Source organism: Pseudoalteromonas phenolica, from assembly GCF_005876835.1.
GTDB lineage: Bacteria > Pseudomonadota > Gammaproteobacteria > Enterobacterales > Alteromonadaceae > Pseudoalteromonas > Pseudoalteromonas phenolica_B.
The window spans coordinates 1-19,465 of record NZ_PPSW01000001.1; the positions used below are offsets into that span (position 1 = coordinate 1).

Consider the following 19,465-nt stretch of genomic DNA (forward strand, 5'->3'; position numbering starts at 1 on the left):
TGATTTAGTTGCGCAGAACAAGTGGACAAACAAGGAAGCCATTGAGGGCTTCCCGTTATTATTAAATTAAAATTCAAAGTTAACTTGAACAGGGTAGTGATCAGATAGCTCGTTATAGTAACCATCATGATAGTAACGACCTGAGGGTAGGTTCCAATTTCCGCGAAGGTAACGCCAATAAAAGTCACGCTCAGTTTTGGGGTAACGTACTAACATTTCTGGGGTATTGGTAGGTTGCTTATGATCTGCATGCCAAAGTACATAATCGAGCGTGTCGTTATATTCTAAGCTGTAGTCGAAATAGTAGGCGTTAGCTTTGGTAAACCAGTTGTGTTTTGCAGAGTAAGAGCCAACTTCAGGTGTGTTGAAAATAAGACGGCTGCGAACCACTTCGAGCATATCTGTAATTTCAGATTGCTTGCTCCACTCTACGTTCATATCACCACCGATAATGACCGGCTCAGAAGTGGGAATTTGCTCGCTCTGAATGAAGTCTTGTATTTCTTGTAATTGACCCATTCTCACAATATGTTCAGCTTCTGTGTCGCCATCATGCGTTGCTTGTAAATGTGTGCCAATAAGGTGATAACGTTTGCCATGTTTTTCTATTTCAACATAAGCGAACCCTTTGTTTGCTAAATAGTCCCAACTATCAGTCAGGCTGTTATTAAACACATGGGCTTTTTGCGTAATGATGGGGTACTTAGATAAAATTACCACCCCACCGCGGATCACAAAGGGGCTATTTGAGCAGTTACCCGTTAAGCTTTGCCAACCAGTACCGCTACAGTCTTGGCCAACATTGGGAGTTTGATAAGGGTAAAGTTGAGCGAGTTGCGCTAACGCAGCTTCGGATTCTTTGCTAAACGCTTCACTGGTAAGAATAACATCAGGACTGTCGTTTAATTGAGAGATGACATTTGGTAAACGCTCTGCACGATTTGCTTGATCCCAATCTTGCACGTTCAATTGCATAATATTATAAGCCATCACTTTAAGTGTATCGGCTTTGCTGTGTGCGCTGAGTAAAGCTAAAGCACACACAAAGACACGCAGTAATTTCATTTTGTTCTCCGACAATTTCGGTTGTTTAAGTCCTCCCTGACGTCAGCACAGTCCAATTGCTAAAGTGAATACTCAAATAGAGCAAAAACTTCAGCGCTAAAGTAGTGTTAAAGAATGTCGGTTTAATTGCGTTAAAGTGCCTTTTTTATGAAGCTTTTTTTGTGGTTATGTTGCTGGTTTAAAAATGCTTACATGAAAGTGCGGTTTGATTTATGAAATCGTCTGCGCGGCCGATAAATAGAAACAACTCTCTCGAATTAAGGAAAGCCCATGCGTATCGGCAACGCAATGCCAATTCATCTTAATGCGCCTACCAACGCAAAGGACAAGGATGTTCAAACTGAACAAGTTGAAAAAACGGAAGAGGCCGCAGATAGCCAAGATGAGTCGATCCATATTTCAATGGAAGGTCGAAAAAAACTGCAAGAAGAACCTGAAGACCCTAAAGATAAGCTCCCGCCACACATAAAACAAATGATCGAAGCCATTGAGCGATTGATCGAAATGATTGAAGCTGCTGAAGAAGCACTCGCTAAGGCTAAAGAGGTCGACTATCCCGATGATGAAAGCAAGCGCGATGCATTAGATATGCATCAGAACCAGATTAATAGCCTCGAGTTTGCCCGTCACGATGCCATTAAAGGGTTACAAGAAGCAATGAAAGAGGCCGGAATTTCTGAACCGGGTATCATTGCCGAGTTAATGCGTTAAGGGTTCAAGGGCCTGCATCGGATAACTAAAATGTCGTGTTATTTTTGGATGTCTCCGGTTTTTAGTGGACATTCAAAGTTGCTGCTGAGATTGGTGTGAGTCTGATTTTGCTTAAGCGTAATGTTCAAGTTAGTTTTTCAATTTTGCATTTTGTCGCGTTGGCGACGGCAACCAAGGGGCGGCTGCCGCCGACCGCCCCTTGGAACCCCACGGCGCCCTTCTATCTCACTGATTCCTCAAAGTATGCATTGATATGAACGTAAACGGTGAGAATAGGCCATCCATGGCCTAGCTCACCTTGTAGCGCATCCATGCGCTGACATTACTCATCAATGCATACTTTTCGGGTGAGATCGAAAGGGAACTGGTGGTGCCTGAAAGAAGGGTTTTGTGCTTGTTAGAGTAATAAGTAGTCATTAGTATGCGTATACACCAATAATAGTTTGGAAGGATTAGAAAATTGAATAAAACCAGTCGTTTATTATGCCACTACACTTCAATTGAAGGATTGGCTGGCATTGTAAAAAACAAGCAAATCTGGGCTACTCATCCATATTACTTGAATGATGCAAGTGAATTAAAAGGAGCTTTTAGCTATATTTTTGAAGAAAAAAATGCAGAGCTTCATTCGAGGGTAGAAAGTGATTTAGTAACTCTCTTCAAGCAAGAGCTATTAGCTGAGGGGCAGTTACAATCCTTGGCTAATGATATTCCTCGACAAGCTAGAGCTGAGCTAATAACACGGTCTAACAGAATAATTAAAGAGCTGAAAGATAATATTAGCGAATTTGTTTTTGTAACTTCATTTACAAACTCAAGTGGTATTGACAGTAATTATCACTGGATGACTTATACACCAGAAAGTACAGGTTATTGTTTAGTTTTTGAAGAGTCCTATATTGAGAGCTTGGCTTTTAAAGATACTGAAATGACACTGCAAAGCATTGAATATATTGAAAGTTACCAAGAGTCACTCCAAATAATGGCAGAAAAGATTAGTGAATCTATTTTCCATGAATATAGGACATTAAATAAGTTTACTGAGGGTGAGAGTAAAAAAGTTTATGAGAAAGAAATTGAAAGTATCAGGCTCGAAATGACGAAAGTGATCAATAAATTATTGGCTCTTTATAAACCAGAAGCTTTCAAAGGAGAACTAGAAAGTAGGTTAGTTTCTCTTAAATTGCCAGATAGAGGAATTAATATCTTATCTGATAAAGCATTGCCAGGAATTGAATTCAGATATTCTAACAATGGAACTTTCATACCTTATCAGCCAATACCCATTGATCCAACTAAAATTAAGAAAGTTATTATTCGTTCTGACTCTCACATAGATTTGAAAATTAAAAGTTGTGAGTTATTCCTTCAAAAGGAATTAGGAGAAAATTGTCCAGAGGTTGTAGCAAGTAAGGCGACATTAAGAACTAGTTTGTAACAACTCCCGAAAGCAAAATAATATAAATTAACCTTTTGCTATCTCAAAAACTAAAACCTGCTACATTTGTTATGTTATAACAATTTAAAGTGTCGTGTTGATTTAACAGTCGTGGTGAAGTTTATGGAAACAATGAGTGCAGTGTCTCTTGCTGAGATGGAACAAAAAATTATTAATGCGCCAGAAGATGAGTATATGAATGACGAGCAGCTGGCGTTTTTTAGACTGAAGTTAGTAGAGCTTCACGATACGACGCGCGAGCGTATTCGAGAAGCGAAAGAGCAAATGCTGAATAAACCTGATACTACAGATCCGCTAGATAAAGCGGCTTGGGAAGAGCAATCTAGTTTATTAATTCGTATTGTCGAGCGTGAGCAGCGCTTGTTGCCTAAGATCCAACAATCGCTTGAGCGTATTCGTCATGAAACTTATGGTTTTTGTCTTGAGTCTGGTGAGCCAATTGGCATTCCCCGTTTATTGGCGAGACCAACTGCTGAATACAGCATTGATGTTAAATCAGTGATGGAAATGAAAGAGCACTTACAGAAAGATTAAAGTAGCCTTATAACGATGCCGTGGTGCAATTTTGCACCGCGAATTCTTAAAACCTCTTCACGACGACCCGAACTTCCTTTGCTAACATCAAAGTGTTTGCAACAAGAAGAAAATTTAAAATGCGCTACTTATTTATTATTTATATCAGTGTTTAGGCTTTGTTTTTTGTGTCGAGTGTGAGTGCATATCAAACGCAAAACGAAGCTGAAATTGAGTAGTTGTTTGCCAATTATATGGCGAAATATAACCACTATATTCAGACTGGGGAGTTACAACATGCACCGGGTTTGTACCATCCGCAGGTGATGCTAGTGTCTGATAAGCGGGTACCAAATGTGGTTACGGAGGCGCAGTTGTATAGCCAAATTGAAGTGTTTTTAGACTCACTGAAAAAGCGCGGTGTAAGCAAAGTGAACTGGCAAAAAGTCGACATTCACTTATTAAGTAACAATATGGCCCTTGCCAGCAATGTGGCGATTCGGTACAACAAACAAGGTGAAGTGGTCGATAGAGTGGGCGCGAGTTATACCTTGTCAAAACACGATAAAGGGTGGCGTATTGCTGCATTTTCGGTACACCCAGTTGATAATGCCTTTGTATTTAATTCAATAGTAGCGAGTGAAGATGGAAAGTTAGAGCAGATTGCCTGCTGTACAGGAAAGTGCAAAACATTAATGTTTTGCACTGTTTTATTTCTTTAGCCTAACCTGGATCACAGATTAAATTGTCCGGTTGCATTTTTAAGTTTGTCTGACAATCCATGTAAGTTTGTTGCAACATGGCGAACCTCTTCGAGAGAGTCGAGAGTGGACTGAAATGACGCATGCATATTTGAAACATTATCAACAACGATAGAAGCAACAGATGTTTGCTCTTCAGTTGCTGTGGCAATTTGCGCATTCATTCCATTTATAGCTAGAATTTGCTCTGAAATCTTTCGAACTGAATCACCCGTTTTTTCGGCATTTTCTGAGTTTTGCCTAGCTTTTTCCATCGCAGTATTCATCGCAATGACAGACTCATTTGCCGCAGCAGTTAAAGTATTTAGTAGATCTCTGATCTCGCTTGTGGACTTTGCTGTTCTTGAAGCGAGTTCTCGTACTTCATCTGCAACAACTGCGAACCCCCTTCCTTGCTCTCCTGCTCTAGCAGCTTCAATAGCCGCATTTAATGCAAGTAAGTTGGTTTGTTCCGCAATTGATGTAATCACATTGAGGATCTGTTCCACATTCTGAGTATCGTTGGCTAATTGATCTATGGTTGCTGAAGCTGACTCTATCTCATCTCTCAGCATATTTGATTGCTCTACAGAACTATCGATTTGTTTTGCACTAATCTCAACTTCTTTTTCTGCTCTGGTAGCTGCTTCAGCTGCAGTCGCAGCTGAGTTAGATATTTCACCTACACTTAGCTTCATTTCTTCCATTGATTGACGAACAACTTCAGCATCTTGTGATTGTTTATTGGTTGCACTTTCTGCCTGCTCCATTCCTTGCACTAATCGATTGGAGCTTGTGATTAATGGCTCTACAACAGATACGACATTCTCTACCGAACCTTTGAGAAGGGCAATAAACCCATTGAAGTAATGAGAGACTTGGCCTATTTCGTCATTGCCGCGTACTTTAAGGGTGCTACTTAAACTGCCGCCACCATTTGCGAGCTGTTTTAATGAATTAGCAACTTCTTTTGCTGATTGGCTTATGGCTTGAGCAATGTAAATTGCCAGTAGTGTTGAAAGGATAATCGCCACGGCAATAATACCAAGTGTAAATCGAATAGAAACGCTCGAACGCTCTAAAGTATCGTTTATAAGAAGTTGAAATCTTTGATCGGACTTAGCCTGAAAGTCTTCAAAGTGGCTAACTAACTCCTCATATTTCGCCGTTTTTGATTGTGCTTTTTGCTGGATTTTAGAAAAGTCTATTGTGTCATTAATCATTCCCTCTGCTATTTCTTTAGCTATTAAGTTGTACTCATTTAATAAACTTACATTTTCGGAGCTATTACCCTGAGGCGATAGTATGGAAAGCTTTTTTAAGTTCTGCTCTATTTGGTCGCTTGTTTCTTGTGCTTTGGTTATGAGTTCTTCATCGCCAAATGTCACAGATTGGGTGTAAAGCTCATCCAAGTTTTGCACTAAATACTTGTTAGCAGTCGCATATTTGACGACTTCGTAGCTGACATTAGCTATTTCATTGATTGACTTTTCATTATCAACCATGGTGTTTCTGCTGATCATTAAGATAGCAATGAGTAACACGATTGTTAAAACAGTAATGAGGTGTATTTTTTTATTAATACTTAAGTTGCTGAGATTATTCATTGCCAATCTGATTCCTTCTACTGAATTCATTTTGAATGCAATTGTTAAATGTCTCTTTCTTAATTGTTGCCTATTTTTTCGATAAATCTAGATTTTCTCTATATTTCACTATACTTATTTTGCAATTAATGCAATTCACGTAAATTAGGATTTAACAATGTATAGAAAAGTAATATTAGGTTGTGCATTGTGTTTTAGTGCTCTGCCGAGTTATTCAGAAGTACATATATCAGGCTTCACAAGTATCAATGCGGGTAAAGTACTCAGTGGCTCAGGTGTCCCCCATTATGGAATTAATGAGGCAACCTTTTTAGCTGATTACCCCATAGTTAGCGTTTATAACGAAGATGTTTCGTTTAAACCCGAATCATTATTCGGTCTTCAAGTTAAGGCCGATTTGGGAGAAGGGTTAAGTGCCACTGCGCAAATTGTATCTCGGGGGGCAAATGACTTTGAGACCAAATTTGAGTGGGCCTACCTTTCCTACGAAATCAACGATACATGGACAATTCAGGCCGGGAAGAAACGCTTACCTCTTTTTTATTACTCAGATTTCTATGATGTTGGTTATGCCTATATTTGGATGAGAGCGCCTGCTGATAATTATACCTGGCAAATCTTTAACTATAACGGAGTCAACGTTTTATACAGTGGTGATATTGGAGACTGGTCTTTGACAGGCAATATTTATTATGGCCGAGAAGATGATAAAGAAAACAAGCTGTTATCGGATTTCTTTTTTCAAGAACCAACAAGAGAAATCTGGAAAGATATACTAGGGGGAGTGCTTCAAGGTAGTAATGATTGGTTAGAGTTGAGAGCGACAGTTATGACTTATACCAACCAGCGTTTTCGTTCTGGAGAGCCTGCACTTTGGAATGGCAAAGATGAACGTGATGGTACCTTTTACGGTTTTGCAGCCAACGCAGATTTTGGTGACTTATTTGTATTAAGTGAGCTGAATCGCTTAGATCTAGATGGCAATCTAGATACAGTGATGTTAACACTAGGCTATAGATTTGATTCATTGACTCCTTTTATTTCCTACTCTGCATTTGAACAAAAAGATGGTGATGATGGTGAAGATCACAACACAACGTCTGTCGGCTTGAGATGGGACTTTCACGCTAGTGCAGCATTTAAAATTCAATATGACGAAGTAGAAGATAATTCGACTTCTCTAGCAGTAGCAGGTGATAGTAAAGCTATCACAATCGGTATTGATATGGTGTTTTAATGAGGACTTTAAAAATGAAAAACCTGATTGTTTTAATGGCATTATTACTCGTCTCTTCTTTCGCTGCCAATGCCGGAGTAGACGTAATAGTCCACCCTTCAAATGCTAATGCAATTGACGCTAACACAATAAAGAAAATATTCACTGGTAAGGCTAAATCGTTTGCAGATGGTTCTAAAGCGCTGCCACTTACACAGGGTGATAGTAGTGCAGTGACTTCTGAGTTTAATGAAAAGGTACTTAAAAAGTCCTCTAGCCAGCTAAAAGCTTATTGGTCAAAGTTAGTTTTTACTGGTAAAGGTACGCCCCCAAAAGAAGCGAGCAGTGATGCGGAAGTTTTAAGTCTAGTCGCTAACAATCCTAACCTCATTGGTTTTGTAAAACAGGGAAGTGCAGATGGTAGCGTGAAAGTCATTCAATCCTTTTAAACACAAGGATACATCTTATGAAAAAGGTCTACTTAAGTTTATTAACTTGTATGATATTTATACCATTCTTTTCTCAAGCTGAGGTAAGAATTAATGGCTTTGCGTCAATTTATGGTGGTAAAACGCTTGATAATGATGAATCAATATATGGGTATAGTGATGACATTGACTGGCAGAATGGAAGTTTGTTTGCGGTTCAATTGAGCTCAGATTTATCTGAAGGATTATCTGCTACTGCACAAATATTAGCGCGTGGTAACAATGACTTTAATGCTGAATTTGAATGGGCGTATTTAACTTACAGTATCTCTGATAACGCTCAAATCAGCACTGGTAAAATGAGGATCCCATTTTATCGATATTCGGATTTTTTGGATGTTGGTTATGCGTATAGATGGGCAAAGCCACCTCAGTCAGTTTACAACCTCAATTTTTCAACCTATGAAGGTGTTAGCTATTTATATACAAGTTACCTATCTGAATGGGACAGCAGCTTACAATTAATATATGGTGCTGTGGATACTGAATTTAGTGCGATAACAGACTCAGATAAAGGGCAGTTAAAAGATACTTTTGGGGTTAACTGGTCTTTATCAAATGATTGGTTTACGGCTAGGTTGGCTTATTTAGTCACTGAGACGACGATTGATTTGAGTGGGAGTGCTGAACTCAGTGCATTAATAGGGGGCTTGCAAGCTTATGGTCTAACTGGGCAGAGCAATAATATTGAAGTTATGGAAGATGACTCATATTTTGCGGCTGTAGGTATCGGGATCAATTACGAAAATATCTTGCTTGATGCGGAATATACTGAGTTTGAAATAGACAATAGTATTTTCGCCAAACAACAGCAGTACTATATTTCATTAGGGTATCAGTTTGACTCAGTTACATTGAGTCTGACATATGAAAATAATGATGACGAAAATAGTCGGGATCAGTTTAATCAAGTTCCTAGAGCTATTACTGGTCCCAATGGTATTGAAATACCTGTTGTAGTGCCAAATTCTGAGCCAGCCATTTATCTTCAGGATTTAACAAATTCGGCACTGGCTTCTCAGCGAGCCAGTTCAGATACTTACTCTTTTGCTTTTAAGTATGACTTTCATACTTCGGCTACTTTCAAAGCACAACTAACTAAGTTAGAGGATGATATAACAGGGGTTAATACTGGTTTGCTTATTTTTGGGGTTGATTTAGTTTTTTAAACGGAGTTGTTTTATCAATGGTAAGTAATTGTTGAGGTGATAGCTCTAAAAGCTTAAGTAACCAGACGGTGTAATTTTTAGTGTATAAAAGCCGAGTTGTTTGTTAACTCGGCTTTTTGTTTTTTGACCGAAATTTAATGGTTAAATCTAGGCTATGGTGTAGGTTCATAATTATATTGATGGCTATATAAACTGTTTTTAGTGGTTAAAGCAAAGTTGTCTGTAAAAAAGCTCACCATGTATTTAACCGATTGGATTATCTACTTGATCCGCTGTGCACTCTTCTAAGGAAGTTAAATAGATGCAGTTTGTCAATAAAAGAATAGAGTACCTGAATGTAAGTTAGCTGCTAATAGGCAGCTAACTCTGGCACTGTTAATTAATTTAGCTTGAATATTAGTAGTTTAACCAAGTTGTAGGTCAAGCAATGGCGCGAGTGCATCAAGTTGTTTATTGAGTGCATTAAACTGGCGCAGGTTCGCTAGGAGTGCGCGTTGTAGTGTTTTGTTTGCTGAGCTTTGCTCTAGTTCTTGTTCTAATAAACCGAGCGTGTTGTAAATTTCTTCTTCAATTGCATTATCTTGGCTTTGTGCAAACTGTTTGATCTCTTCGAGTAAATCTTTAATTGCTTGCTGCTGCATAAACTTACTATGCGATGGCAATGGCATCGGAAAGTTCTCTTTAGTCAAAAAAGGAGTGACCGACTGGTCAATTAGATTGTTGGCGATGCTTTTGATATTAAGTTGAATGTATTTTGCACAATGGTTTAGTGAAAACTTGGCTTCGTCGAGTGCTAAAAAGATGGTGTATTCTTGTAATAACGCATTCAACATGGTTGTTACATCAAGCAAATGCGGCTCAATGGGTTGGCCAAAGCTTTGCAAAATAATTTTTTGCTGCGTCATGTGATAGTTCACACGTAATTGCTGCAACATTTCAATGAGCTCTTCATTTAGCGTCATTTCATCGCTGTTTAAAATCGCTTTTAAAAAATCGCGTTCTTTTACGACTTCCCCTAGCTCTAGTTCAATATAGCGTTTGATCAGGTTGTCATTATCTTTATGTGTCGAGTTGAGCAACGCATCAATTATGTTTTGACGCATTTCGTCTGTTTGCAGCAATAATGCTTTAACAATATCGTTTTTGCTTGAAAAGTAAGAATAAATAGAACCTTTCGCAATATTTGCATGCTCTGCAATCTTGGCAATGGTGGTTGCTCTAAAACCATTTTCAATAAATAAGGTTTTAGCTGTCGATAAAATTAAATCGCGTTTTGACACAGTAATTTCCTCAAAGAACTCACCGTATTCTCACACATGATTATAAATATAACAATTAGTCACTTGAAAATGACTGGTTGGTCATTTATATTTTGACCATGATTTCGTTTCAGGAGAGAAGTAATGAGTCAAAGTGGTGGTGAGTTAAAAAACTTATGGCAGATTTTAAAGCCGCATAAGCCAAGCAAGATGCAATTTGCAGTGTTGTCAGTGTTGGTTGTCGTTACAACGGTGCTCGAGTTATTGATCCCATGGTTTTCGAAAAACTTAGTCGACTCTATCTCAGTCGATGGCGTTGCGATGTCGGTATTAATGACACTTCTGGGTATTGTGCTGATTAGTGCTGTGTTTGAAGGGATTTTGACATGGTATGGCGCCAAAACAGGTGAGCGTATATGCACCAGCTTGCGCTATAGTCTTATTGGTAAGTTATTGTTTAGTAAAGTTGAAGCAGCGTCAGATAAACACAGTGCTGAATACGCAACACGCGTTGTTAACGATACCTTAGAAGTTAAAACGGTGCTGGCGACTGATTTTATTAGTTTATTTGCGGGTGCTGTATCACTTGTGGCGGTTGTCGCTATGATGTTTTATCTCGACTGGCGTTTAACTCTGGTTTTATTGGCCTGTGTATTAGTCGGCTTTTTAATTATTTTGCCTTTATCTCTGATGATGAGTGGTATTGGTAAAGCCATTCAAGCTGCTCAAGCAAAGCTCCTGAGTACGTTAACTGAGTGGATGCGTCATCACACTCTGATCAAATCTCATAATGCGCAAAGCCCTTTGCATCAAGAATCAAAAGCATTACTAGAAACCTGTATGGAGCACGAAGTTCGAGGAGCTAAAATCATGGCAATGATCAGCCCGACCATTAACTTGGTGCTGATGATGAGCATGGTCGCGATTTTAGGCTTTTCGAGTTATTGGATGCAGCAAGGTAGCATGACTTTAGGCACAGTTACCGCATTTTTAATGTACTTATTTGGTTTAACTTTTCCGCTTGTGGCACTGGGTGCATTCTTCAGTAATTTATTCAAAGCTGCGGGTACGGCAACTCGATTGCAAGACATCGAACAGTTAGCGCAGGAGCAGCTTCAGCAAGGTGAAAACGTCAGCAGTGCGAGTGAAATTCAAATACAAGCACTGAATTTTGAGCGCGATGAGAAAGTGATTCTAAATAATGTTAGCTATCAATTTGATGGGCCGGGTTTATCAATAGTAACCGGTGAAAGTGGCTCAGGAAAAAGCACCTTGATGTCGCAATTGCTTGGTTTTTATGATGATACAAAGTCAGCGATATTCATTGATGGCAAACGTTTAGATGACATTGATTTATATTCTTTGAGACAAGCAATTGCGTGGGTCGATCAAGAGCCGAAATTATTAAATACCAGCATTAAAGAAAACCTGCTATTAGGTTTGTCTGAGCAACCGAGTGATGATGCAATTGAACAAGCGCTTGGGCAAGTTGGGTTATCGCAATGGTATGAAAAGATTGGTAAAGATCTCGAACAGGCCGTGAGCGAGCGTGCGCAGATTTTCTCTGGAGGTGAAAAGCAGCGATTTGCTATCGCCCGTGCGCTATTGCGCAATGCCAAAGTGTTATTGATGGATGAACCAACATCGGCCTTAGACAAACACAATAGTACAGAAATGATGACTTTGATAAGAGCTATCGCAAAGGAGCGACGTGTCATTATGATCAGCCATAACAATGCTTTTCTACAGCAAGACGACGATCATGTACATATTGCAGAGGGCGCGATTGTAAAGACTGCAGCTTAAGTTCATATACAAGTTAATTTAGATGTGAAAAGCGGTGTGGATAGTGTTATTCAGGCCGCTTTTTGTTTTTTTATTTATTTAAGGTTAGCTCGGCTATTTTTATTAGTTAGGGATTTTTTACTTTCTTTTGTACCCCAAGTGTTGATATGTTGAACGAGTAACCACTTTATTTTTAAAGGATTAGTCGTGCATTTACTTAAACCTTTGGCGCTTTCTCTTAGTTTAGCCTTGTCTTCAATTGTCGTTTCTCCGCTGGCGCTTTCTCAAACTTCGGCAACCGAAGAACGAGCTGATTACACTCAGTTTACTCATGTATTTAAATCGAACATTTTAAACGAAGAACGCACAGTCGTTGTTCAACTACCAAAGAGTTATAAAGTTGAGCCTGATAAAGCCTATCCGGTCATTTACCGTTTAGATGGGGCGGGTAATTTGCCATTGATCACCTCAGTGCTTGAGCGTTTACAAAACGACAATGCCGCTCCAGAAGCCATCATAGTGGCAATAGAAAATACCGACAGAATGAGAGATCTATTTCCGACCGTGAATGAAGAGCCACAAGGTCCTGTTGGGTTAGGGGGAGGAAGTAAAAAGTTTTTAGACTTTTTTGAAAAGGAGCTTATCCCGCTTATCGACGAAAAGTATCGCACCCATGATTATAAAATTATTGGTGGTGCATCGGCTGCAGGGGTATTTGCACTGTATGCGATGACCGAAAAACCAACCCTCTTCCAAGCACATTTAGCTTACAGCCCAGCGGTTTGGTGGAATTATGGCGCTGCCGTTAATCGCACAAAAGCGTTTTTAAAGAAAAACAAAACCCTCGATACTTATCTTTATATGAATATTGGTGAGGAAGCGGGTGTAATGCGTGAGCGTTATGACGATTTGCAGCAGTTTATTAAAGACAATAAACCTTTCAAATTGTCTTACGTGAGTGATGCGTTTGATGGTGTATCTCACAATCTAACGTCTGCGGCAGGGGCGTTTAATGCTTACCATAATCTATTTATGGCTAAGCAAATGCCGTTGAAGAAGCTAACTTACGACATGGCTTCTATTGATGCGTATTACAAGAAGCTCTCTGAGCAATGGGGTGAGCAGATCACACCACCAGATAATGCAGTTAGGCAGTTAGGCTATCACCTAATTGGCATGCGCAATTACGATAAAGCTATTCAGGTATTCGCCCATAATACTAAGCTGCACCCCAACTCTGTCGATGCTTGGTGGGGGTTGTCTTATGGTTATGAGCAAAAAGAAGATAATAAAAAAGCGTTCGAGTTTTTAGAGAAGGCCGTGAAGCTTGCTGATAAGTCATACCCTTATTACGACATGCTTATGAATACACAAACTCGGCTTAAAGCTGCGGCTAACCTTTAGCATTCAAGGCGGTCGTTACAAAGCAAAATGACGATTGCTGGTTATACTCAAAGGATGAGAAGTTTGAGCAAGCAAATAATGAAATTGTGTCTGTTCTTTTATTGCTGTTTAATTGCTTGCTCGGCATTGGCTGAGAGTCCTCGCTTATCGGTGGTGTTTGAACATAACCCGCCATTTCAAACCATTGATGAACACAATAAAGGTCAGGGCCCCATAATTGACTTTGCAGAGCTATTAATTGCTGTCGCAAAAGAAAATGCAGACTTCAGAGCTGAATTTAATGGTAAGCCATGGGCTCGTATTATGGAAAGAGATGCTTACCACCCAAACATTCTTATTCTCTCTATTTCTAAAACACCACAGCGAGTACCAAACTTTATCTGGTTAACGCAGGTTTACACCGGGCAGCAGTATATCTGGAAAGTTAAAGGACGAGTTGACCCAGAGGGTAGGCCATTACAGGTTGCTGTTGAGCGAAACGCCCATAAAATGATGAGTATTAGACACCATTTCGGTGAAGATAATGTACACAAATCTCTCAACTCTGCTCAAGCATTGCATGCATTATTGAAAGGGCGTGTCGATCGCTTTGTCGGCACTGTATTTGCTGTATCAGGGAAATTGGAGTCGCTTGGTCATAATATGAGTGAGCTACAGCGTTTGGCTAAATTTGACGATACGGGATTTGCTAGCCAAGGCTTGTCGTTTGCTCTAACACTTGACTCAGATGAACACATAGAGGAGGCACTGCGTAAAGCGTTGCAAGATCCTAAAGTGGAGCAAGCAAGGGCCAAATTGCAAAAACAGTTTGAAGCGTCGGAGCGCCAGCTTATGGCAGGATATTAAGGCCTTATCGTCTCAGGCTGATCAGTTTGGCTATTTAAAGCGTAAACACACTCATATTCTAGAAAAGCACACCTTAAACTTATGCAACACATGCTAACCCCGCGCAAACTATTAAACAGTAAATGGACCGCCGTTCACCCGCAATCAAAAGAAAAGCATTTTATGGTGACAAGTGTTGAGTTTGATGAAGAAGGTCGCGTGATTGAATGCATCATCGAAGCGGTAATGACCAAGCGCGAAATAGAAATTAACTGGCGCGATCTAAAAAATCCAAAAGTGTGGAAAATGGGTTGGAAATGAGTGAGAGAAAAATAGCGAGTAATCGTCGACTCGCTATTTTACCTAACGTTTGGAGGAGTTAGGGTTAGGCAGTTTGCTGGGCGAGCCGAGAATCTATGTTGGCAATATTTGCCATTAACTGTTCTCTGACTCGCTGCAGGTGTTGTTGTCGCTGTTCAGGGGCTTGCTTGGCAAAACGTAGTGCACTGTATAGGCTGCGCTTTGAGACTTGATATTTGTCGGCGGCTTGTGAAAGGCTCGATTCGCCGATCATCACGCTTAGCATGGCTTCGTGTAAGTCTATTTGTTTACTCATTTTGCTTGCTCCTTGGTGTTTCTATTTACTTGCTTCTCTTCATGGATAGGCCAAATACTCATATTTGCGTACCAATCTAGGTGCCAAATTAACCGCATGGTTTGAATCAAGTTGTGCATATGAAAACCCCTGTAATAACTGCTTTGCTCCTAATGTATAGAAAGAGTTATGCCACAGTTTCAAGTTGTTGATTTTAAATGGCTTGTTGTTTTCTCATAAAGAGCTGGTGCACTATTTTTGTGAGGGGTAAGGTGAGTTTGCACTATTTTGAACGATCTATTCAGTTCGATGCTGGTTCTTGTAATGCATGCAAATTAGCGGATAAAGTGCTCAGTATGTGCCTATCTAGGAGATATTGTCTTTAAGATAGAGGTTATAAATAAAGCTGACTATGCTCTTAATATGGTTGGCTTGCAATGTAGAGCCTTAATGTTGATTTCAAAAAAAGTTAATGTGTTTTATTTGCTTATTGCTTTGTTTTCGCCCGCTTCTTTTGCATGCGAGCAAACATTTCGCGTGAGTGTTGCCGATGCTTGGCCTCCTTTCTCTTTTAAGAAGGGTAATGATTATCAAGGTATAGATATTGAGATCGTCGAAGCTGTCTTTTCTACAGCGGGTTATTGTTGGCAATATGTGAGTTACCCTTCTTCAAAGCGAGCTTTAAAAGAGTTAGAACTTGGCAACGTGGATATGCTATTTGCAGCAACAAAAACGGACGAACGCTCTAAATATGCGCATTTTTCTGTTTCTTATAGAGAAGAAGAAATGATGGTGTTTTCTTTACTAGGAGCTAAAAACGTTGACTACTTTTCGATTAAACATCTATTCGGAGTGAGTCGGGGTAGCGTATATGGCCGAGACTTTGAAGCGTTTAGAACGTTTTGCCCTGACTGTGTAGTGAATACTAATACTGTATCAGAGCGTTTTGGTATGCTCAGATCAAAGCGAATAGATTATGTTATTGAAGAAAGAATAACGGGTATGAATTATATAAAAACCCTCGGGCTAGATGGGATAAAACTTTTGCCTCAAGCGGTTCACTCTGAGGGCTTAAAGTTCATGTTTAGTAAGGCTCATATTAAACCTGAGCAGCTTCATAAAATTGATCAAGCAATACGCTCAAATAAAGAATTAATACAGTCAAAAATCAACTCGACTTACCTGAAAAAGTAAGTTTAGAGGAGTTTGGTAGTACAAAAAATAAACATTTCAAGTAATGAGCATGTCATATTCGGCAAATTTGAATTTTTTTCACTTAGGCTTTTTTCACTAAAAAAGGGCTTTTTAGCCCTTTTAATTATTTTGATATTTAGAATTTTTAGCTTTTTAGCTTACGCCTTAACCCTGTAATGAATAGTGCTGGAAGCACCCAGAAAAGCGATCCTCCCCCTCCATCTGACTGCTTAGTTTTATCTGTGGGTGTGGTTGGCGTTGGGGTTGTATCTGCGACTGAAACTGTATAAGAAAGTGTATCAGTTGTGACCTTTCTACCGTTAAAAAAGCCACTTACAGAGAGTTCAAATGTCCCTGTTTTTTCAGCTGTAAATGAGTAGCGACTACCACTGTGTTCGTTACCTTCCTGAGTGGTCCAAATATAGCTCAGTTGTAACGGTTGTGTTGTTTCTAGCTCTGTTGTAAATGACAGATTTTCACCTACTTTGGCTGTATTTTCGCCTAAAATTATGAATTTTTTAATAGTGGGTGATACGGCATCAACGAGGTGTTGTTTGCTATAACTCAGCTTGTCATTAACAAAAGCTTTCAGTGTGACTTGATAAAAACCAGGGTGTTGATATTCATGATTAGGGTTGGCTTCTGAGCTCGTTGTACCATCACCGAAATCCCATTGGTAAGCCGTAATTTCGTTACTTAAAACTGAGGGGGTGCTGAGTGATAAAATTAGCCCTAAAGCAGTACTCGAAAGTGCGCGCATAATTTCTCCTTTTTCCTTAGAGATGATTTTTTCGTTACTGAAATACCTATTAGATCTTATATCAAAGTTTTCAATAAAACACCAAGTTCGAGCCTGTATATACAAATATTAAAGTTTAATTAAATGTTAACTTTTTTGTTTTTTGAGTGTTGCGAATGGATCTCAAAACCGATAATAATATTTATAGAGCGTCTACTCAGTTATCTGTCATAGGCTCACTTTTGATTCAAGGAATGGTGATTATGAAAGTTATTTTAGGAACGTCAGCGGCGCTCATTGCGGCCGTTGCGCTAGCTATGCTTTTGCCTGAGAAAGCACAGCCACAACTCAATAAAAAGTCTACTGAAGTTATTCAAGATACAGCTATGCCTGATATTCTTGATGATTCTTCATTGTTGATAAAACCTGACTCTACGGCCAGTGAAGCGATTGTGAGATCACAACCTTCTGAGCCAGAAAGTATTTTCTCATGGCCGATAAGGCCACTCGAACAACTCCATGATAAACGTGAGTTGGAAAACGAGTATGCGTTCTTAAAAGAGCGTTTGGAAAGTGCCGAGGCGGTCGATTTGGTTAATAACAATAAATTAACAAGTGAAGATGTCGAAGCACTTCGAAACACCTTTTCACACTTAAATCTGATTACGGAACGTTTGATCGAAATTGAGTCTCAAGAGGCTCACCAAGAGTTCGAGCAACGTTACGGACCTGACGCATTTGCAGATGATATGGCTTTCGTAAAAGAGACCGTAAAACAAGCAATTGCAGAGCGGAAAAATCGTACAGCCAGAGAACGTGAGCTGGCTGAACCAAGGGTTGAAGCAGTAAACGTAGAACAAGATGTTCTACACGTCATAAACCGAGTGGAAAACACTCAAAAATAAAACTTATCTAAGGATGAAAACAGTGAAAAAGACGCTTTTAACTTTGGCGGTACTTTCTGTGCCTGTCACCGCAATGGCGATGCCTAGCCTACGTGATGATTGTCAGTTTAGTAGCCCAATTCAATCAGGTGGTGCTGATATTTTATTCAGCCAAAACTGTAAAACAGCTTACGTTGCGCCGCCAAATACAGGCAAAGTAACTTTATCTGGTTATCATGAAACTCAAGGTACCGAGTTTTGTGGCAATTTAGATAACGCGAAAGCAACCTACGATCAGTCACAAGCGCGTTCAAAAACGTGGCGTGACAAGTCTGAAGCATTGTTGCTTCAGGTTGACCCACTTATAGATGAGAAAATTCAAGCAAACGCGGATTTGTTAGAACTGAAAGGCAACATCGACTATTGGGTGTTTGAAGAGCTTAAAAACAGCTATGAAATGACGCTACTAGCGTATAACGGCCGTTATGACGACTATAAGTTCTGTTTACAAGATGGTTTGTTAACACGAGAAGAGTGTCAACAAAACCTACGTGATACAGTCCAAGCCTACTCTGATGCAAGAACTGAGTATAATCGCTACCGCAGCGATAACCGTGTTGCATTGGCAAAAATCGATGGTCTGAAAGCTGATATTGTTCGTTTAGACGAGCAAATCGTTGCGCTTGAAGAGCGCGTCATTAAGTATGACGACTATGCGATGAACATTGAAAGCCGTGCAACGTACAACTACATTGATCTAGCAAGCATTTATGGTGCAAACGCTAAGATGCTTTATACCCTAGATTACGACAGCTATGTAGACGGTATTCGCGCTCAGAATGCACATATTCCACAGATCACGTCTTGGAAGCAAATGCCATTGGTGGGTGCTGAGTTCTTCACCAATATGAATCCGGACTTCATTAATACAGCTGATCCAAATATGGGTTCACTTAAAGATTTAACGCCTATTCATACTATGAATACAGCACAGAAGCTAATTAGCTTCCGCCCAAAAGGCTTCTCTAGCTTATATGAGTCAATGGATGGTGAAGATAAGTCAACAGAGCCAGGTGCATACATGAATAACATCGACCCTAACGATGTTGATGCATTGGTTTATGGTAGCTTTGGTTCAGCTAGTTCAAACCTTGCAATGAACCTGTTTGGTGCTTGTCCTCTTAAGAAAGAAGGTGTTACAGGCACACAACTAGCGGCTTCGTTTGATTCATATGTGCAAACAGGTTTGCGTTTACAGTGGTTAATCGAAGTACCATTCGGCTATAAAGCACAATACAAAGCACACAACATCTTAAGCCAGTTTTCGTCGAACAAGTCGAGCGGTTTCCTATTCTGGAAAAAGCGCAAGTCTAGCTTCTACGAGTGGGCTAAAAACACGCAAGATCTGAAGATTGAGTTCATCGATCCACCTCTATCACGTTACTGGACTGAAGAAATGGAAGAAACAGTACGTGAGTCAATCATGCGTCGTATTGCATTTGGGGTACTAGATAGTGTTTATCCACGTATTTCAGCTGCACCACTTAATGATGCAGAGCACCAAGCTTGGTCTAAAGGCGCACAACAAATTGGTTGTAGCTTCGGCCCTTACGGCTGTGCAATTGGTTGGGTAGTGGGCACGCTAGATAACCGTAAAAACTACTCTCGTTTTTATAGTGATAAGAGCCGCTACTACACAGAAGAGTCAACCAAAGTGACTTATCTTCCAAAAGAGAAGTACCTGACTTTCTCTGCTCAATAAGCACCATCGCTAGGCCAACTTAGGTTGGCCTTTCCAATAAGGATTAGATA

The 19,465-nt window shown here is 39.8% G+C and carries 20 protein-coding genes; 14 read left to right on the plus strand and 6 right to left on the minus strand.

What is annotated here, in order from left to right:
• Window positions 1–66: 66 nt before the first annotated feature.
• Window positions 67–1,065 carry a sphingomyelin phosphodiesterase gene (locus tag C1E24_RS00005; protein ID WP_138477585.1) on the minus strand — a complete coding sequence of 333 codons (999 nt, stop codon included), beginning with the start codon at window positions 1,063–1,065 and terminating at the stop codon, window positions 67–69.
• Between the two features lie 270 nt (window positions 1,066–1,335).
• Between C1E24_RS00005 and C1E24_RS00010 the strand changes: the two genes are divergently transcribed.
• The 4 genes from C1E24_RS00010 (at window position 1,336) to C1E24_RS00025 (ending at window position 4,470) form a co-directional block, all read left to right on the plus strand.
• Window positions 1,336–1,776 (plus strand): hypothetical protein, encoded by a 441-nt coding sequence (locus C1E24_RS00010; RefSeq protein ID WP_138477586.1) that lies wholly within the window; start codon window positions 1,336–1,338, stop codon window positions 1,774–1,776.
• Window positions 1,777–2,236: 460 nt separating this feature from the next.
• Entirely contained in the window at window positions 2,237–3,214 is a 978-nt protein-coding gene (locus C1E24_RS00015) for a DUF2971 domain-containing protein (RefSeq protein WP_138477588.1), read from the plus strand.
• A gap of 123 nt (window positions 3,215–3,337) precedes the next feature.
• Window positions 3,338–3,769: a TraR/DksA C4-type zinc finger protein gene (locus C1E24_RS00020; protein ID WP_206078117.1), complete on the plus strand. Its 432-nt coding sequence runs from the start codon at window positions 3,338–3,340 to the stop codon at window positions 3,767–3,769.
• 233 nt (window positions 3,770–4,002) lie between these two features.
• Complete coding sequence (locus tag C1E24_RS00025; protein ID WP_138477590.1) at window positions 4,003–4,470, plus strand: DUF6841 family protein; 468 nt, start codon at window positions 4,003–4,005, stop codon at window positions 4,468–4,470.
• 11 nt (window positions 4,471–4,481) lie between these two features.
• On the opposite strand, the gene C1E24_RS00030 is transcribed toward C1E24_RS00025, so the two are convergent.
• On the minus strand, window positions 4,482–6,095 hold the full coding sequence (locus C1E24_RS00030; RefSeq protein WP_138477592.1) for a methyl-accepting chemotaxis protein: 1,614 nt from the start codon (window positions 6,093–6,095) through the stop codon (window positions 4,482–4,484).
• Window positions 6,096–6,252: 157 nt separating this feature from the next.
• Here C1E24_RS00030 and C1E24_RS00035 point away from each other — a divergent pair, with 157 nt between their 5' ends.
• Genes C1E24_RS00035 through C1E24_RS00045 form a run of 3 tightly spaced genes read left to right on the plus strand, consistent with a single transcriptional unit; the run spans window position 6,253 to window position 8,968 of the window.
• Complete coding sequence (locus tag C1E24_RS00035; protein ID WP_138477594.1) at window positions 6,253–7,332, plus strand: porin; 1,080 nt, start codon at window positions 6,253–6,255, stop codon at window positions 7,330–7,332.
• A 14-nt stretch (window positions 7,333–7,346) separates the two neighbouring features.
• Window positions 7,347–7,760, plus strand: a complete 414-nt coding sequence (locus tag C1E24_RS00040; RefSeq protein WP_138477596.1) for a phosphate ABC transporter substrate-binding protein — start codon at window positions 7,347–7,349, stop codon at window positions 7,758–7,760.
• Window positions 7,761–7,777: 17 nt separating this feature from the next.
• Window positions 7,778–8,968 carry a porin gene (locus C1E24_RS00045; protein ID WP_138477598.1) on the plus strand — a complete coding sequence of 397 codons (1,191 nt, stop codon included), beginning with the start codon at window positions 7,778–7,780 and terminating at the stop codon, window positions 8,966–8,968.
• Between the two features lie 404 nt (window positions 8,969–9,372).
• Here the strand turns inward: C1E24_RS00045 and C1E24_RS00050 are convergent, their stop codons facing one another.
• Window positions 9,373–10,248, minus strand: a complete 876-nt coding sequence (locus C1E24_RS00050; protein ID WP_171040701.1) for a TetR/AcrR family transcriptional regulator — start codon at window positions 10,246–10,248, stop codon at window positions 9,373–9,375.
• 123 nt (window positions 10,249–10,371) lie between these two features.
• Between C1E24_RS00050 and C1E24_RS00055 the strand changes: the two genes are divergently transcribed.
• From C1E24_RS00055 to C1E24_RS00070, 4 genes are all read left to right on the plus strand, one after another.
• On the plus strand, window positions 10,372–12,033 hold the full coding sequence (locus C1E24_RS00055) for an ABC transporter ATP-binding protein (RefSeq protein WP_138477602.1): 1,662 nt from the start codon (window positions 10,372–10,374) through the stop codon (window positions 12,031–12,033).
• Between the two features lie 186 nt (window positions 12,034–12,219).
• On the plus strand, window positions 12,220–13,416 hold the full coding sequence (locus tag C1E24_RS00060; protein WP_431188308.1) for an alpha/beta hydrolase-fold protein: 1,197 nt from the start codon (window positions 12,220–12,222) through the stop codon (window positions 13,414–13,416).
• A gap of 63 nt (window positions 13,417–13,479) precedes the next feature.
• A complete protein-coding gene (locus C1E24_RS00065) occupies window positions 13,480–14,262 on the plus strand; it encodes a substrate-binding periplasmic protein (protein ID WP_171040703.1) in 783 nt (260 codons plus the stop codon).
• 81 nt (window positions 14,263–14,343) lie between these two features.
• Window positions 14,344–14,562, plus strand: coding sequence for a TIGR02450 family Trp-rich protein (locus C1E24_RS00070; protein ID WP_138477606.1), 219 nt, complete (start codon window positions 14,344–14,346; stop codon window positions 14,560–14,562).
• Between the two features lie 64 nt (window positions 14,563–14,626).
• Here C1E24_RS00070 and C1E24_RS00075 read toward each other — a convergent pair whose 3' ends face one another.
• Both C1E24_RS00075 and C1E24_RS21145 read right to left on the minus strand, forming a co-directional pair.
• Complete coding sequence (locus C1E24_RS00075) at window positions 14,627–14,857, minus strand: helix-turn-helix domain-containing protein (RefSeq protein WP_138477608.1); 231 nt, start codon at window positions 14,855–14,857, stop codon at window positions 14,627–14,629.
• Window positions 14,854–14,976, minus strand: a complete 123-nt coding sequence (locus C1E24_RS21145; protein WP_276609808.1) for a hypothetical protein — start codon at window positions 14,974–14,976, stop codon at window positions 14,854–14,856. The genes C1E24_RS00075 and C1E24_RS21145 overlap by 4 nt, the downstream gene beginning before the upstream one ends.
• 310 nt (window positions 14,977–15,286) lie before the next feature.
• Between C1E24_RS21145 and C1E24_RS00080 the strand changes: the two genes are divergently transcribed.
• A complete protein-coding gene (locus C1E24_RS00080; protein WP_171040705.1) occupies window positions 15,287–16,030 on the plus strand; it encodes a substrate-binding periplasmic protein in 744 nt (247 codons plus the stop codon).
• A 145-nt stretch (window positions 16,031–16,175) separates the two neighbouring features.
• Here C1E24_RS00080 and C1E24_RS00085 read toward each other — a convergent pair whose 3' ends face one another.
• Window positions 16,176–16,790 (minus strand): PKD domain-containing protein, encoded by a 615-nt coding sequence (locus C1E24_RS00085; RefSeq protein WP_138477612.1) that lies wholly within the window; start codon window positions 16,788–16,790, stop codon window positions 16,176–16,178.
• Window positions 16,791–17,032: 242 nt separating this feature from the next.
• On the opposite strand from C1E24_RS00085, the gene C1E24_RS00090 reads away from it, so the two are divergent.
• Both C1E24_RS00090 and C1E24_RS00095 read left to right on the plus strand, forming a co-directional pair.
• On the plus strand, window positions 17,033–17,674 hold the full coding sequence (locus C1E24_RS00090; protein WP_138477614.1) for a hypothetical protein: 642 nt from the start codon (window positions 17,033–17,035) through the stop codon (window positions 17,672–17,674).
• 22 nt (window positions 17,675–17,696) lie between these two features.
• Window positions 17,697–19,415: a hypothetical protein gene (locus tag C1E24_RS00095; RefSeq protein WP_138477616.1), complete on the plus strand. Its 1,719-nt coding sequence runs from the start codon at window positions 17,697–17,699 to the stop codon at window positions 19,413–19,415.
• Window positions 19,416–19,465 lie beyond the last annotated feature (50 nt).

Bases quoted from the DNA above. Each gene is read 5' to 3' on its own strand.
- C1E24_RS21145 (WP_276609808.1), bottom strand. From the start codon at position 14,976: ATGCACAACTTGATTCAAACCATGCGGTTAATTTGGCACCTAGATTGG.
- C1E24_RS00040 (WP_138477596.1), top strand. From the start codon at position 7,347: ATGAAAAACCTGATTGTTTTAATGGCATTATTACTCGTCTCTTCTTTC.
- C1E24_RS00020 (WP_206078117.1), top strand. From the start codon at position 3,338: ATGGAAACAATGAGTGCAGTGTCTCTTGCTGAGATGGAACAAAAAATT.
- C1E24_RS00035 (WP_138477594.1), top strand. From the start codon at position 6,253: ATGTATAGAAAAGTAATATTAGGTTGTGCATTGTGTTTTAGTGCTCTG.
- C1E24_RS00080 (WP_171040705.1), top strand. From the start codon at position 15,287: ATGTTGATTTCAAAAAAAGTTAATGTGTTTTATTTGCTTATTGCTTTG.
- C1E24_RS00075 (WP_138477608.1), bottom strand. From the start codon at position 14,857: ATGAGTAAACAAATAGACTTACACGAAGCCATGCTAAGCGTGATGATC.
- C1E24_RS00055 (WP_138477602.1), top strand. From the start codon at position 10,372: ATGAGTCAAAGTGGTGGTGAGTTAAAAAACTTATGGCAGATTTTAAAG.
- C1E24_RS00005 (WP_138477585.1), bottom strand. From the start codon at position 1,065: ATGAAATTACTGCGTGTCTTTGTGTGTGCTTTAGCTTTACTCAGCGCA.
- C1E24_RS00025 (WP_138477590.1), top strand. From the start codon at position 4,003: ATGGCGAAATATAACCACTATATTCAGACTGGGGAGTTACAACATGCA.
- C1E24_RS00090 (WP_138477614.1), top strand. From the start codon at position 17,033: ATGAAAGTTATTTTAGGAACGTCAGCGGCGCTCATTGCGGCCGTTGCG.
- C1E24_RS00010 (WP_138477586.1), top strand. From the start codon at position 1,336: ATGCGTATCGGCAACGCAATGCCAATTCATCTTAATGCGCCTACCAAC.
- C1E24_RS00045 (WP_138477598.1), top strand. From the start codon at position 7,778: ATGAAAAAGGTCTACTTAAGTTTATTAACTTGTATGATATTTATACCA.
- C1E24_RS00030 (WP_138477592.1), bottom strand. From the start codon at position 6,095: ATGAATAATCTCAGCAACTTAAGTATTAATAAAAAAATACACCTCATT.
- C1E24_RS00085 (WP_138477612.1), bottom strand. From the start codon at position 16,790: ATGCGCGCACTTTCGAGTACTGCTTTAGGGCTAATTTTATCACTCAGC.
- C1E24_RS00070 (WP_138477606.1), top strand. From the start codon at position 14,344: ATGCAACACATGCTAACCCCGCGCAAACTATTAAACAGTAAATGGACC.